General features: G+C 53.2%; 17 protein-coding genes. 3 read left to right on the forward strand and 14 right to left on the reverse strand.

Annotation, left to right across the window (positions count from 1 at the left end; translation table 11 throughout):
* The first annotated feature begins 148 nt into the window (after positions 1-148).
* A complete protein-coding gene (gene yyaC, locus AB1500_08830; GenBank protein ID MEW6183265.1) occupies positions 149-775 on the forward strand; it encodes a spore protease YyaC in 627 nt (208 codons plus the stop codon).
* Positions 776-861: 86 nt separating this feature from the next.
* On the opposite strand, the gene AB1500_08835 is transcribed toward yyaC, so the two are convergent.
* The 14 genes from AB1500_08835 to rpmH all read right to left on the reverse strand — a co-directional run bounded on the left by AB1500_08835 (position 862) and on the right by rpmH (position 11,483).
* A complete protein-coding gene (locus tag AB1500_08835) occupies positions 862-1,101 on the reverse strand; it encodes a YkuS family protein (protein MEW6183266.1) in 240 nt (79 codons plus the stop codon).
* Positions 1,102-1,651: 550 nt separating this feature from the next.
* A complete protein-coding gene (locus AB1500_08840; protein ID MEW6183267.1) occupies positions 1,652-2,284 on the reverse strand; it encodes a phosphoribosyltransferase in 633 nt (210 codons plus the stop codon).
* 57 nt (positions 2,285-2,341) lie between these two features.
* Entirely contained in the window at positions 2,342-2,842 is a 501-nt protein-coding gene (locus tag AB1500_08845) for a DUF4446 family protein (GenBank protein MEW6183268.1), read from the reverse strand.
* A gap of 25 nt (positions 2,843-2,867) precedes the next feature.
* Positions 2,868-3,227, reverse strand: coding sequence for a hypothetical protein (locus tag AB1500_08850; protein ID MEW6183269.1), 360 nt, complete (start codon positions 3,225-3,227; stop codon positions 2,868-2,870).
* A 12-nt stretch (positions 3,228-3,239) separates the two neighbouring features.
* A complete protein-coding gene (locus AB1500_08855; GenBank protein MEW6183270.1) occupies positions 3,240-4,112 on the reverse strand; it encodes a ParB/RepB/Spo0J family partition protein in 873 nt (290 codons plus the stop codon).
* The gene (locus AB1500_08860; protein MEW6183271.1) at positions 4,105-4,866 is read right to left on the reverse strand and encodes a ParA family protein; all 762 of its coding nucleotides are present in this window, start codon (positions 4,864-4,866) and stop codon (positions 4,105-4,107) included. The genes AB1500_08855 and AB1500_08860 overlap by 8 nt, the downstream gene beginning before the upstream one ends.
* An 87-nt stretch (positions 4,867-4,953) precedes the next feature.
* On the reverse strand, positions 4,954-5,670 hold the full coding sequence (gene rsmG, locus AB1500_08865; protein MEW6183272.1) for a 16S rRNA (guanine(527)-N(7))-methyltransferase RsmG: 717 nt from the start codon (positions 5,668-5,670) through the stop codon (positions 4,954-4,956).
* 56 nt (positions 5,671-5,726) lie between these two features.
* Entirely contained in the window at positions 5,727-7,604 is a 1,878-nt protein-coding gene (gene mnmG / locus AB1500_08870; GenBank protein ID MEW6183273.1) for a tRNA uridine-5-carboxymethylaminomethyl(34) synthesis enzyme MnmG, read from the reverse strand.
* A 125-nt stretch (positions 7,605-7,729) separates the two neighbouring features.
* Positions 7,730-9,112: a tRNA uridine-5-carboxymethylaminomethyl(34) synthesis GTPase MnmE gene (gene mnmE, locus AB1500_08875; protein ID MEW6183274.1), complete on the reverse strand. Its 1,383-nt coding sequence runs from the start codon at positions 9,110-9,112 to the stop codon at positions 7,730-7,732.
* A gap of 216 nt (positions 9,113-9,328) precedes the next feature.
* On the reverse strand, positions 9,329-9,949 hold the full coding sequence (gene jag / locus AB1500_08880) for an RNA-binding cell elongation regulator Jag/EloR (protein MEW6183275.1): 621 nt from the start codon (positions 9,947-9,949) through the stop codon (positions 9,329-9,331).
* Entirely contained in the window at positions 9,924-10,637 is a 714-nt protein-coding gene (locus AB1500_08885) for a YidC/Oxa1 family membrane protein insertase (GenBank protein MEW6183276.1), read from the reverse strand. The genes jag and AB1500_08885 overlap by 26 nt, the downstream gene beginning before the upstream one ends.
* A 157-nt stretch (positions 10,638-10,794) precedes the next feature.
* Positions 10,795-11,004, reverse strand: a complete 210-nt coding sequence (gene yidD / locus AB1500_08890) for a membrane protein insertion efficiency factor YidD (protein ID MEW6183277.1) — start codon at positions 11,002-11,004, stop codon at positions 10,795-10,797.
* A complete protein-coding gene (gene rnpA, locus AB1500_08895; protein ID MEW6183278.1) occupies positions 11,005-11,352 on the reverse strand; it encodes a ribonuclease P protein component in 348 nt (115 codons plus the stop codon).
* Entirely contained in the window at positions 11,349-11,483 is a 135-nt protein-coding gene (rpmH, locus tag AB1500_08900) for a 50S ribosomal protein L34 (protein MEW6183279.1), read from the reverse strand. Before rpmH ends, rnpA begins: the two co-directional genes overlap by 4 nt.
* A 234-nt stretch (positions 11,484-11,717) precedes the next feature.
* Here rpmH and dnaA point away from each other — a divergent pair, with 234 nt between their 5' ends.
* Complete coding sequence (gene dnaA / locus AB1500_08905) at positions 11,718-13,046, forward strand: chromosomal replication initiator protein DnaA (protein ID MEW6183280.1); 1,329 nt, start codon at positions 11,718-11,720, stop codon at positions 13,044-13,046.
* Positions 13,047-13,175: 129 nt separating this feature from the next.
* On the forward strand, positions 13,176-14,273 hold the full coding sequence (gene dnaN / locus AB1500_08910) for a DNA polymerase III subunit beta (protein ID MEW6183281.1): 1,098 nt from the start codon (positions 13,176-13,178) through the stop codon (positions 14,271-14,273).
* Position 14,274: the final 1 nt, after the last annotated feature.

Genomic DNA, 14,274 nt, shown 5'->3' on the forward strand with positions numbered 1-14,274 from the left:
AATATATTAGCCCGGCGGGAGTATAGGACTTTCTTATCCACGGGGTAACGTCATCACAACTCTTGCCGCGATACATCCTTGATCGGGCCTATTGGTCCGATAGCCGCTTATAAGCTTCACCCTAATATGATTCTCAGGGGGTGATTTGATGGAAGAATATCCGGCGATTACTTACGCTCCGGCAGAGACCGTCCCCTCTCGTTTTCACGTGCATTACGAGGAACAGGATGCCGCCGGGCGTATTGCGAATGAAATCCGGGATCGCGCCGGATTGCATACAACCGGCAGACCCTGGGTGCTTCTGTGCATCGGTACCGACCGTTCCACCGGCGATTCCCTCGGTCCGCTGGTCGGCAGTAAGGTCGCGGCCGCGAAGGCCAACCCGTACAACGTTTACGGAACTCTAGGGGAACCGGTGCATGCGCGGAACCTTAAAGGGAAGCTCCAGGAAGTCACCCGGCTCCACCGCAACGCCTTTATCATCGCCGTAGACGCATCCCTCGGATATCCGGAGAACGTAGGCGCCATAAACGTGGGAGTGGGTCCGCTTCTTCCCGGGGCCGGCGTAAACAAGTCGCTGCCGCCCGTGGGGCACCTGCACATTACAGCGGTCGTTAACATCGGCGGCTTCATGGAGTATGTCGTCCTTCAGAATACAAGGTTGAGCGTGGTAATGCAGCAGGCCGAGGTGATTGCCGACGCCCTGCTGAAGGCGGCGCCGCACCAAAACGGAATGACCGCATCCCTCAAGGTGGCGCAGGGACCTCAAAAATAAGGCCCGGCTTTTAAGGTGCCCGGGACCTTATTTTTATTTGCGAGATTATATTTCCAGTAATTAGGCGGTGGCGTCTTTTGGTTTGACTACCTTTTTCCCAGTCGATCCTTCAATGAGCTCAAAACCTCTTGCGGGGTCATCCCCCGGGCGTCTACCACCGGAACAGCTTCCGTAATATCCTCGATGCCTAGCAGGTTTTCCTGCATCCCGCTGATCACAAAAGCCGACGCACCCGACGACTCCGCCGGCGGGACCACCTCGAACCCCTCCTGAGTCAAAAGGCTTCTCACATTTGACAAGTTCTCGTCAACCGCTATTTTAGTCAATATTTCACCTCCTAACGGGCTTAGTATAACACCTTACCCGGGGAGGTTATGTCCGAGAAGAGTGTTGCAAAAAACCCTAGCCGTAGAAAGACAACGTTGGCGGCTTTCGGCAATTAAACTCAGAAAGAGTTCCTGAGGCTGCGAAATGAGAGACGAGATGTGACTCGCACATCCAACCTCACACTTCGCACTTCCCAAAGGCCGGAACGGAGCGTACTGATTTAGAGGTTGGAGGTCGAAAGTCGGAAAATGAAAGGAATTCGTAAGCGAATTCCTAATCCGGACAAGCCGGAACCAAAATATTTCACCACAGAGGCACAGAGTTCACAGAGAATAGAAATATCAAGACTAAATAATAAAAATTTATACCCATATTTCTGTCTTTTACCCTCCGTGTGCTCTGTGTCTCTGTGGTTAGTTTTTCTTGCCACGTCTCGTAGATTTTCGCGTCAAAGGCCGTAAAAGAATTCTAACCTTTAACATCTCGCCTCTAAACTAGACAGACGCCGTTTTGCGGCAGTCTCCGAGGAGTAAATTTCTTGGCGCTCAATCAGCGGTAATTCTTCCGGAGAAGATCAATGACTTCCGCGTCGGTGGTCTGCTTGAAGTTGAGATAAAACTGGCCTACTGCCATAAAATCATACGGCATAGACAAACAGACCATCTCGTCCACGTCGGGAAGCAGAGTCTCGATTGTCTCCTCCGGGGCGACGGGGACCGCGAGGATGATTCTTTCAGGTCCGGATTTCCTGATAGAGCGCAGGGCTGCAAGAACCGTATATCCGGTGGCAATCCCGTCGTCGGTCAGAATTATTTCCCGGCCGGCTAAAGAAACAGGGGGCCTGTCACCCCTATAAAGACACATGCGCCTGTTAATCTCCGCTACCGTACCGGCGACCAGCTTCTCTTTATCTTCCTCGGCAAGTCCGACCTGCGCAACAAGCCGGTCGTTAAAAATCGCGGTGCCGTCCTGGGTAACCGCACCTATAGCAAGTTCCGGATTAAACGGAGCCCCGATTTTCCGGGGTATTATAATATCGAGCGGCAGCCGGAGCGCTGCCGCAAGCTCTGCGCCAACCTCCACCCCACCGCGCGGTATGGAAACAACCAGGGCGTCATGAAACTCCCTGCCCGCCAACCGCAAAGCCAGTTGTCGACCGGCGTCGGCACGGTTGGTATACATATCTCTCTCCTCTCGTCTGTGACAGTGACGTCCTAACAGTCGGTATTCCACGCTACTTTAAACCCGCGAGCTTGCCTCCTGCAGCACCTGTTCCTCCTCGGGGGAAAGACGGCTTGAGGAAGAACCCCGGGCGATCTTCTTGGCGTAAGAACGCGATTCCTCACGACCGTAAAGGCTGGTAAAAACAAATCCGTTCCTTTCCCCGTCCAGCATCGCCAGACTAAAACTGAGGTCGCTTCCTACGTCGTCGAAAGCGTTAAAGCGTACAACCGAAGGCGTCCTGACACAATTGCGGAGCGTAAGAGAAAACCGCTCCTGTTCAGTTGTCAGGGCATCAAGCCGCTCTTTTAAGGCGTCCATCATCGTTATCGATTTTTCCAGATTTTTTACGAATTCCTGATTCTGCGCCAACCGCACCAGGTTACGGTAGCGGCGGGCAAGACGATTGTGCCTTACCAACAGCGTCACCGAAAAAACGATTGCCATACAGGAAAGCAGCCCCGCAGCGCCTAAGAGAAAAAAGCCGTATTCCAAGAAAAACGCCTCGATTGCATTCACCCTCTTTACAGGTATACACTGTTTACTATTCCAACCGGTATTCTTCCCTCATTTTCTGAAGGCGCACGAAGGTCGGCGGATCGATTTGTTCCAAAAGAGGAAAGTCTATTCGCCCGAGAAGTTGCTTTAGTGCGATGCCGCGGACCATCCATTGATAGTAATGACGACCACCATGATGGTATGGGCCGTAAAGTCTTGACCCCGGAACAACCTCCAGTAACCATAAAAACAGCGACTCATGCCGCGCATGCATCCGGATAGTAACCTGGGCCTGCCGGCCGTCGCCGCCGAAATGCCCCTCCCCGATCAACAATCCGAGCAACACTCCGCCGACAAAACCGTCCCTGCCGTCGTCCGTTTCACGGTTATGTTTCACGTGGAGCATACTGTTTCACCGTCATGTTTCACGTGAAGCATTCTTTTTCAGTGTAAACCTTTTTGCAAACGCCATTATTTCTTCGCGGCTCCGGAAGTATATTTCCACCCGCCACCGCCGGCGCGAAGGCCTTACCGCCACCTTCGTTCCGAGCGTCGATGAAATTTTCTCTGTCGCTTCGGCAAGTCCCTCGTCGGTCACCGCGGTCTCTTTTGCCGGACTTTTATCATCCTTGGCTTTGCCCCAGCGTCTGACGACCGCCTCTACGTCCCGAACCGATAATTGTTGTGCCGCAGCCCTGACGGCGATTTCCTCCTGAATCGCGGGCTCGGAAACGGCCAGCAGCGCCCTTGCGTGACCCGCTGACAGATCGCCCTTCCTCAGCATCTGCAAAACCCGCGGGGGGAGGCTTAAAAGCCTCAGGGCATTCCCCACCGCAGCGCGGCTTCTTCCTACCCGCCTGGCGGCCTCCTCATGTGTCAGCCTAAACTCTTCTATCAACCTTTGATAGGCGATCGCCTCCTCCAGCGGATTGAGGTCTTCGCGCTGAATGTTTTCAACCAATATCGCGCAGGCGGTCTTTTCGTCGTCGTATTCGCGGATCAGCGCGGGAACCGTCTCCCACCCCAGCAACCGGCATGCCCTCCATCGCCTTTCTCCGGCTACCAGTTCATAGCCTTCCCCTGCCGGCCTAACAACTATCGGCTGCAGAAGCCCATGTTCTTTTATCGAAGCCGCCAGTTCCTGAATCCCCGCTTCCTCCCAGGTTTCACGCGGCTGCCGGGCGTTCGGTCGTATCAATTTTATCTTGATCCGCCGAAGTTCTTCGCCTCCCTCCGGCAGTACCGGAATCAGCGCGTCCAGCCCCCGCCCGAGTCCTCTTGTTTTAGCCATGACCTGCCACTTCCTTTGCAAGTTCGCTGTAAACCTCAGCACCCCGGCTTTTAGGGTCATACACGACGACCGGTTTCCCGTGACTTGGAGCTTCGCTCAGCCTGACATTACGCGGAATGATCGTTCGATACACCTTCTGGCGAAAGTGTTTCTTTACCTCCTCAACCACCTGGATGGACAGGTTTGTTCGTCCGTCAAACATCGTTAGTAGTACTCCTTCAATCTCCAGGCTTGAGTTCAGTCGCTTTTGAACTAACTGAATAGTATTTGAAAGGTGCCCCAGCCCTTCCAGCGCATAATACTCACACTGGATCGGGATAAGAACGGTGTCGGCGGCGGTCAATGCGTTCAGGGTTAACAGCCCTAAAGAAGGCGGACAGTCGATCAGCGTAAAGTCATACTCTTCCCGAATACCCGCCAGACTTCGTCGCAGTACTGTTTCCCGGCCCTGGACGCTTACCAGTTCCACCTCTGCGCCGGCCAAACTAAGCGTTGCCGGCACCACGTCGAGCCCTTTTACGGAAGGGCAAGGCGCCATCACCGCTTTTATGGAACGATTGTGTATCAGCACGTCGTACAGCGATTTCGCTTCAGCCGCCTCAACCCCCAACCCGCTGGTGGCATTTGCCTGGGGGTCCGCGTCTATTATCAGAACCCTTAACCCCGCAATCGCCAGACAGGCGCCAAGGTTAACCACGGTAGTGGTCTTTGCCACCCCTCCCTTTTGGTTGGCGATAGCAATTACCTTGCCCAATCCTTTTTGTCCGCCTTTCTTTTCTCCCTTTTGTCGCCAAACTTTCATGTATTATTCCACAACCCCGACGCAAAATCCTGCCATTTCTTAAATAGGCTTTTTGTGGGGAATCCCTGCCCGGCGCGGATACCCGTCAGGCGTGTTTACGGTTTTTCTGATAATAATTAAAAGTCGCTTTTCCCCGCAAATCGGCAGCACGTATTCAATTTGGGTCTCTAATACTCCCCCGAGGGTTTCTATTGCCTTCCTGGATTCTTCTATTTCCTCTTTTGCTTTCGGCCCCTTGTACGCAATAACCGCTCCCCCTACACCGGCAAAGGGAACGGTGCACTCGGACAATATCCTCAGCGGCGCTACCGCTCTCGCCGTCACCAGATCAAACCCTTCCCGGTAACCCTCCCGGCGCCCGAGTTCTTCCGCCCTGCCCCAGATTACGGTGCAGTTTTTAAGATGCAGGCCTTCCACCACTTCCCGCATATACTCCGTCTTTTTCCTGACCGCCTCGAGCAAGACAACTTGCAATCCGGGATTTGCAATACCGAGAGGAATCCCCGGGAAGCCGGCGCCGCTGCCGACATCAATTAACCGTTTGCCACCGTTGAAATCAACCCAGCGCATCACCGCAACCGCGTCCACAAAGTGCTTCACGGCTACATCCACCGGGTCTTTAAGCCCGGTAAGGTTGACTCTTTCCGCCGCGGCTTTCAATTTCCCGTAGCAGGCGCAAAAAAGCGCCTCCTCTTCCGGCCGGAGCGCGATGCCAATGCCTTTCACACCCTTTTGGAGCGCTTCCTCGAAATCCATTTGCTCTCCTCAGAAAATAGTACTTCTCTCGTGAGGCGCGGCGCCTGAAATAGTTTTTAATGGGGAATCTTGTCCCTTTTAAGATGTTTCAGATAAACAACCAGGACCGCGATATCCCCGCTGGAAATACCGCTGATTCTTGCCGCCTGACCCACCGACGCCGGCTGCACTCGCTTCAGCTTCTCTCTTCCCTCGTTGGAAAGTCCCCTGACATCGCCGTAATCGATTCCGGGAGGCAGCCGTTTGCTCTCCATCTTGCGGAAACGCTCCACTTCGGCCGTCTGCTGTTTTATATACCCTTCGTATTTTATCCGGTTCTCTACTTCGCACGATACGTCTGCCGGCACATTCTCCGGCGGGTCTCCTTCCCGAGCAACATCTGCGTAACTTATCTCGGGGCGCCGCAACAATTCCATCGGCGTACGCGGTCTGTTCGGCGCTTCAATTCCTTTTCTTTCGAAAATCCGTGCCACCGCTTCCACCGGCAGGATCATCGTCTTCAACCTGGCGATTTCCTTCTCGATCGCCTCTTGCCGCTGCAGGAAGGACGCGTAACGTTTGTCGCCTACAAGCCCTACGCGCCGACCCTTTTCCGTCAGCCGCAGGTCGGCGTTGTCCTGCCTTAAGAGAAGCCGGTATTCCGCCCTCGCCGTCAGCAGACGGTACGGCTCTTCCGCGCCTTTGGTGACCAGGTCGTCGATTAATACTCCCGTATAGCCTTCGTCCCTGCCGATGAAGAACGGCTCTTCGTTCTTCAGGTACAGGACCGCGTTGATGCCCGCCATTACCCCTTGCGCCGCCGCCTCTTCATACCCGGATGTCCCGTTGATCTGCCCGGCGAGGAAAAGTCCCGCAATTCCCTTTACCGCCAGGGCCGGTGTCAGCTGCGTGGGTAGAACGTAGTCGTATTCAATCGCGTAGCCCGCCCGTGTAATCACCGCGGTTTCCAGTCCCGGAACCGTGCGCAGCATCGCCGCCTGGACGTCTTCCGGAAGGCTGGTACTCATCCCCTGGATGTACATCTCTATGGACCCCCTGCCTTCCGGCTCCACAAAAACCTGATGGCGATCCCGGTTAAACCGCACGACCTTGTCCTCTATCGATGGACAGTATCGCGGGCCCCTGCCCTCAATCACCCCTAAAAACAGCGGTGACCGGTCAAGGTTCTCCCGTATAATCCTGTGTGTTTCCTCTGTCGTGTACGTAAGCCAGCACGGTTCCTGGTCCTCAATCCGGCACTCCCTGAGGAAGGAAAGCGAGGGGGGATCGGCATCACCGTGCTGGGGCGCCATTTTCCCAAAATCAATCGTCCGCCGGTCAATCCGCGCCGGGGTCCCGGTTTTAAAACGCCCTACGGCCAGCCCTAAATCCCTCAGGCTCAGGGCTAATCCGACCGCCGGAAGCTGTCCGTTTGGCGCTCCGTCATACGCCACGTCCCCCACCACGATCCGGGAGCGGAGGTACGTCCCCGTGGTAACCACCAGGGCACGCGCCGAAAAGAACGCTCCCGTTTCGATTTCCACCCCCCGGATGCCGTCGCCTTCTGTTATTATGCGCTCCACACGCGCCTGCCGAAGATGAAGGTTGGGTTCCAGCTCCAGAACCCGCCGCATCTCCAACTGGTACTTCTGTTTGTCGGTTTGCGCCCGCAAAGCTCGCACCGCCGGCCCTTTGCCGGTGTTCAGGAGACGCACCTGAATCGCCGCCCGGTCGGTATTCAGAGCCATCTCTCCCCCGAGGGCGTCCACCTCTCTCACCAGATGCCCCTTTGCAGGCCCGCCGATGGCGGGATTGCACGGCATAAGCGCCACATAATCCATGTTCAGCGTCAACAGGAGCGTGCTCATCCCCATCCGGGCGGCCGCGAGGGCTGCCTCACACCCTGCATGTCCCGCTCCCACCACTATAACGTCATACCTTCCCGCTGGATACACCCTACCATTTACCCCTTTTCCCGGCGATTGGATGCAGGAAGTTAGAGGTTAGAACCAAGGAAGAATTCGCTATGCGAATTCTATCAACGATTCCAACTTCCAACCTCCGGCCTCCAACTTCCAAGTTACTTACCCACGCAAAAATCTCTGAAGATTGCTTCTATAACGTCTTCCGTAACGTTTTCGCCGGTGATTTCGCCCAGGGCGGTAATCCCCGCCCGCAGGTCGAGGCTGATCAGGTCCTCCGGAAACCCTGATTTTAACCCCGACGCGGCCGCCTCCACCCCGTCTACAAAACCGCCGATCGCTTCGGCGTGTCTTATCCGGCTTACCACCACTTCTTCCGGCCTCAAAACGGCTCCCTGAAAAACCTTTTCGCACACTGCCCGCCGTAGTTGGTCAAGTCCGTGACCCGTAAGCGCCGAGATGAATACCGCCGGAGAGTCCCCCGCCAGTGATTTAATCTCTCCCCGGTTGACATTAATCTGTCCGACGTCTGTTTTGTTCACCACCACTATCCGCTGCCGGTCCCTGCTGGCGGAAAACACCGCTTCGTCCTCTTTGGTGACGCCGGTTACGGCATCGAGCACCACAAGAACCAGTTGCGCGCCGGCGAGAGCCTCCCTCGCGCGGGCAACACCCATCCTCTCCACCTCTTCGACGGCCTCCCGTATCCCGGCCGTGTCCACCACCCGCAGAGGTATTCCTTCGACATTAATGATTTCTTCGATCACGTCTCTTGTGGTCCCGGGTACGTCCGTGACAATCGCCTTCTCCTTGCCGGTCAGCGCGTTTAAAATTGACGATTTCCCTACATTCGCTTTCCCCGCGAGCACCGTTGTGATGCCGTCGCGGTAAACGGCCCCGGCTTCCGCGTTTTCTAGAAGCGTCTTTCCCTTTAATAGTAAACTTTCAAGCCCTGATACCAGTTCTTCGGCGTCCGGGCCCGGGACATCCTCGGGAAAATCAATGCCCGCTTCCACCGCGCTTAAAAGCGCTACCGCTTCCCGCCTTAATTCCCGCACCTTTTCGGTCAGCCTTCCTTGAAGCTGTGACTGAGCCACCCGGAGCCCTTCCTCCGTTACCGCCCTTATAACGTCCAGCACCGCTTCGGCCTGGCACAGATCAATCCTTCCGCCTAAAAATGCGCGCATTGAAAACTCACCGGGGCCGGCCAGTCTTGCACCGGCGCTCATCAAAGCCTCAAGAACCTTCCGCACGGCTACGATACCGCCGTGACAGTTGAACTCAACCACATCCTCGGTGGTATAACTGTAAGGCGAGCGCATTAAAGAAAGAAGGACCTCATCGATTATCGTCCCGTCCCGGGGGTCAACAGCGATCCCGTAAACAAGGCGATACCCGGGTCCTTTCGCCCATCCCCGGTTTTTCTTCGGCCTAAAAACCTTTTCTGCCAGTGGGACCGCTTCCGGCCCACTTAACCTGACTATTCCTATTCCTCCCTCTCCGAGAGGGGTTGAAATGGCGACGATAGTGTCTTCTTCCACCGTACCACCCGCCTAATTTTGGAGGTGAGATGTAAGAAGCACCTCTCACTTCCCAATTGCTTGTTTCTATCCGCGCTCCGTCAAAACATCAACGTGGTTTACAGAACATTTTCCCGCAACGTGCCATAGATTTTATTTTCCTGTGAAAAAAAAAGACGCCGACGGCTTCTTTTTTGCATCACTACCCGGCGTCGCCGCTCTGCAACAAACTTTTGTTCACTTCCGCGGAGAGATAACTATCTTTCTGTAAGGCTCTTCCCCTTCGCTAAACGTATAGATATCCTCCCGCTCCTTGAGCGCCATATGTATTACACGCCGTTCCTGCGGGTTCATCGGCTCCAGCACAACGTTTCTCCCGCGGCGTTTAGCCTTCTCGGCCAGCTTGTGCGCCAGCTCCTGCAGGGTTTCCTCCCGTTTTTTTCTATATCCCCCTACGTCTATCTGCACTCTCTTCTTGTCCTCGTCGCCGCGGTTGATGGACAGGCTCACCAGGTATTGCAGCGCGTTCAACGTTTCTCCTCTTCTCCCTATAAGCACACCCAGCTTTTCACCGTTGATCTCAATGTTGACACACCCGTCATCTTCCTGATAGGTGACGTCGCCTTCCAGCTCCATCGCATCGATTACTTGTTTTAAAAGGCCCGCCGCTTTCATGCCCGATGATTCTTTCATCATTACCCTGACAACGGCTGGTTTCGCCCCTAAGAAGCCAAAGATCCCTTTGGCGGGCTCACTGACAACCTCAACCGTCACACAATCTATCTCTGTCTTTAGTTCGGTAAGCGCGGCTCTTACCGCCTCGTCAACGGTTTTACCGCTTTTCACCACTTCCTTCACCCTCAAGGGCCTCCTTCCCAACGGCAAACAGTCGCTTGTTAATGATATACTGCTGTCCCACCCCCAGAACGTTAAAAACCACCCAGTAGAGCGCAAGCCCGGCCGGGAGCGTCGAACTTATCCACACGAACATTACAGGCATCATTAAAGTCATCATCTGCTGCATCTGTTCCTGCCCGCTGCTCTGCGGCGTTACTTTCATCTGCCACCAGGTTGTCAAACCCGCCAGGATGGGAAGGATTAAGGTTTCCGGTCTTTCGAAACTACTCTTTTCCGCCAAGTGTATGAAGCCCAAAAACTTAAGATGCGCAACCTCAGGCGTTTTAAACAGGTCCAAGAGCGCCCTGTACAGAGCAAAAAGGATCGGCAACTGAATTAGCAACGGCAAGCAGCCGGCCATCGGATTTACGCCGTGCTCCTTATAAAGCTCCATCATCTTTTGCTGCATTTTTTGCGGATCTTTCTTATGCTTTTGCTGGAGTTCCTTGATTTTCGGTTGCAGCCGTTGCATAGCAGCCATGGAATGCATCTGCTTGTAATTAAGCGGATAGAGCACACCTTTTACAATAACCGTCAGCAGTATTATGGCCAGGCCATAACTCGGCAACCCAACGGCTGCCGTGCCGTTGTACAACATCATTAAAACCCAGGTCATCCCGGCTACCAACCCACCAAACAACTCGCTCAATATTTAGCCTCCTTCGCGTCCATCTCGGCATTTCAAGTGTTAACCCGATCCGTCACGGACAAGTTTAACCTCATTTTCGGCTTTAAAACCATTATTTTGGAATCTGCGTCTTTCCTTTACCCGGGCTTAAAAAGCAACCTTTATAATACCTGCGCGGTCAAGGCACCGGATCATACCCTCCGGGATTGAACGGGTGGCAACGCAACAGCCGCCGGACAGCCAGCAGGCCTCCGCGGAAGCTCCCGTAACGTGTAATTGCCTCCTCCGCGTATTTTGAACAGGTTGGTTGAAACCGGCACCGGGGTATAAGCCAGGGGGAAACCACCAGTTGGTAGAGCCTTATGAGGTTGATCAGTAGCCGCTTCATTCAATCTTCACCTGTGGGTATCTTCAGGGCTTGTCTAATTACTTTCTGGATCGTTTGGTATTTTTCTTCGCCCGCCGATACCCTGCCGAGCACTACATAGTCGTATCCTTGAATGAACCACCCCGGATTAAGGCGACACACCTCTCTCAACAGTCTACGCACTCTGTTCCGCTTTACAGCTTTCCCAACTTTTCGGCTGACCGCAAAACCAAGCCTGTACACCGGGAGGTGATTCCTCAACTTGTACACAACGATACATCCGGACGATGAAGAGCGCCCCTGTTTAAAAATACGTTCAAAATCCCTTTTCCTTATGGTGCGCCTTGCCGTCCCTGAACCTTCCTTTATGCGGAAAGTTTCTTTCTTCCTCTTTGTCTTCTCCGACGGATTACGTTCTGCCCTCCGTGTGTGCGCATCCTTTTCATAAAGCCGTGCACCCGTTTCCGCCGCCTCACCTTCGGTTGATAAGTCCGCTTCAAAAATTCTCACCTCGCTGCATTCTTGCCAGATTCAGAAAAATTATATCTTACACCCACCGGGCGGTCAAGAAAAAAGCCGGGCCTTACATTTTCTGGAGCCTGAAATCGGCTGTTGATAATCGTTTCCTTATCTGCTACGATTATTAAAACCGCTGTTCTTCTCTATCCACAGCCTGTGAAAAAGACTGTGGATAGAGTTGTGAATCATTGAAAATTTCCTAAGGGGGACATAAGGTGCTAAGCGCTGAAATAAGCCAGGTTTGGGGTGAAATTTTATCTGATTTGGAAAACGTGGTGGCGAAACACTCCTTTGAAAACTGGCTGAAACCGTTGCGGCCAGTGGCTTACAGCGATAAAACGGTTTATATCGCCGCGCCGAACAATTTTTCGCGCGACTGGCTTACTCAAAGCTATGCACCTCTTCTTAAACAGGCTTTTTCACGCGCTCTCGGTACCGAACTTGCGGTCCGTTTTATACTTGCGGACGAGGTTCCTTTTTACACTTCTCCCCAGCCGGTAAATGATTTCAACTCATCCCCGGCTTTAAACCCGAAATATACTTTCGACAGTTTTGTAATCGGCAACGCCAACCGTTTTGCCCATGCCGCCGCCCTTGCGGTGGCTGAGGCGCCGGCCAGGGCGTATAACCCGCTTTTTATTTACGGTGGAGTCGGCCTCGGAAAGACACACCTGATGCACGCAATCGGGCAGCATATTATCTCCAAAGGTAACCTTCTCCGTGTTTCTTACGTTACCACCGAGAAGTTCACCAACGAGTTGATCGATGCGTTGAAAATGAATGCGACCATAAAATTCAGGGAAAAATATAGGAGTATGGACGTTCTTTTAATAGACGACATCCAGTTCCTCGCCGGCAAAGAGCGTACCCAGGAGGAGTTTTTCCACACTTTCAACACCCTTTACGAAGCGTCGCATCAGATTGTTATTTCCAGCGACCGTCCTCCAAAAGAAATACCGACATTAGAAGAACGGCTCCGTTCCCGTTTCGAGTGGGGATTAATCTCGGATATCCAACCACCGGATCTTGAAACGCGGGTGGCCATTTTAAGACAAAAAGCCCAGAGCGAAAACATCATCGTGCCCGACGAAACACTTATCCATATCGCCGATAAGATACGCACAAACATCCGCGAGCTGGAAGGCGCGTTCATTCGTGTCGTTGCCTTTGCGGCCTTAACCAACAACCCTGTAACACCTGAAACGGCTTCCACGGTGCTTAAAGACGCTTTCAACATTTCCCGGCCTAAAGATATTTCTGTGGATATGATTCAAGACGCTGTTGCGTCTTACTATAACCTCAAGCATGAAGATTTCAAAACAAAGAAAAGAACAAGATCCGTTTCATACCCCCGCCAAATAGCGATGTATCTGACCCGCGAGCTCACCGACCTTTCACTGCCGAAGATAGGGGAGTGTTTCGGCGGGAGGGACCACACCACCGTGCTGCACGCGTGTGAAAAAATAACGGTAGAGCTTCAGGGGGACCTGACGCTTCAGGGTATTATTACCGACATTACCAACAAGATAAAAAAGCTTTGTTAACACCTTAGCTAACATACAAACTTCTTGCGGTTCCTCCGGCAGGAGTTCATATTAACATAGTCACAGGACCTACTGCGGTTATTACGACTGTTTTTAATTATTAATAATACTTAAAAGGGGGCTTATAAGTTGCATTTACTCCTTGAAAGGAACAATATCTTAAGCGCCATGAGCACGGCGCTTCGAATCGTACCGTCCCGAAGCCCTCTTTTAATAACGACAGGCATTCTTTTAAAGGCGAAAGAAAACAGACTTGAAATAACGAGCACCGATCTTGAGGTTACCATCCGCTGTTTCACGCCGGTTCTCGAAATATACCGGGAAGGATCCCTGGTAATACCGGCGCGCCAAGCGTTCGAAATAGTCCGCCGTCTTGCAGACGGAAAGATAGAAATAGAGGGGCAGGATAATAATGTTTCCATGGTATACTCCGGCGGAGAACTGAAAATAAACGGCTTTCCGGTAGACGAGTTTCCGATTGTCGCTACCGCTTTTGAAGAACGAGCAGGATTTCGTATAAACGAAGGCATGAAAACCGCTCTTAGAAGCGTTCTTTATGCGGCGGGAAAAGACGAGCTTAGACCCGTTTTTACCGGCATACAGTTTGAGCTAAGAGAGGGGACACTTACCATGGCGGCGACAGACGCTCACCGTCTGGCGGTTTTTGAAATGCCTACCGATCTGGAAGAGTCCTACCTGAGTATCATCCCGGCCAAAGCGCTCAGAGAAGTGGAAAGAGCCCTCGGACAGGGCGAGGAATCGGTAAATGTGGTTCTACAGCAGAATCACGCCGCCTTTATGATTGATGCGGTGGAGATAGGTACACGTCTTATAGAAGGGCGGTTCCCCGACTGGCGGGCTGCAATTCCTCAGGGTCCTCCAAAAACACTTATAAAAGGTGAAACAGCCGGCCTGATAGCCGCCATTGAGCGGGCTCAGGTGCTGGCTACAGGCGAGGCTTCAACCGTGGTTGTTCACGTACAGGAAGGCGGTTTTACCGTTAGCTCGCAGTCAGAAAGCGGCGGACTCAAAGAAAGGGTCCCGCTTCAAGTGGAGGGCGAAGACGTTGAAATAGCCTTTAACGCTGTTTATCTTTTAGATGCCCTCCGTGTTGCTCCCCAGGATACCTTCGAATTAGAATTAAACGGAAGTTTAGGACCTGCTTTACTTAAAACCAGCGAGAACAAGGGCTTTCTCGCCCTTGTTCTTCCTTTACGCATGCTATAAA

The sequence above is a fragment of the Bacillota bacterium genome (assembly GCA_040755295.1).
Taxonomy (GTDB): domain Bacteria; phylum Bacillota; class Desulfotomaculia; order Desulfotomaculales; family Ammonificaceae; genus SURF-55.

What these genes read in the sequence shown, in the direction of transcription:
- yyaC (MEW6183265.1), top strand. Translation starts at nt 149, where the DNA reads ATGGAAGAATATCCGGCGATTACTTACGCTCCGGCAGAGACCGTCCCC.
- AB1500_08840 (MEW6183267.1), bottom strand. Translation starts at nt 2,284, where the DNA reads ATGTATACCAACCGTGCCGACGCCGGTCGACAACTGGCTTTGCGGTTG.
- AB1500_08850 (MEW6183269.1), bottom strand. Translation starts at nt 3,227, where the DNA reads ATGCTCCACGTGAAACATAACCGTGAAACGGACGACGGCAGGGACGGT.
- AB1500_08855 (MEW6183270.1), bottom strand. Translation starts at nt 4,112, where the DNA reads ATGGCTAAAACAAGAGGACTCGGGCGGGGGCTGGACGCGCTGATTCCG.
- rsmG (MEW6183272.1), bottom strand. Translation starts at nt 5,670, where the DNA reads ATGGATTTCGAGGAAGCGCTCCAAAAGGGTGTGAAAGGCATTGGCATC.
- yidD (MEW6183277.1), bottom strand. Translation starts at nt 11,004, where the DNA reads ATGAAGCGGCTACTGATCAACCTCATAAGGCTCTACCAACTGGTGGTT.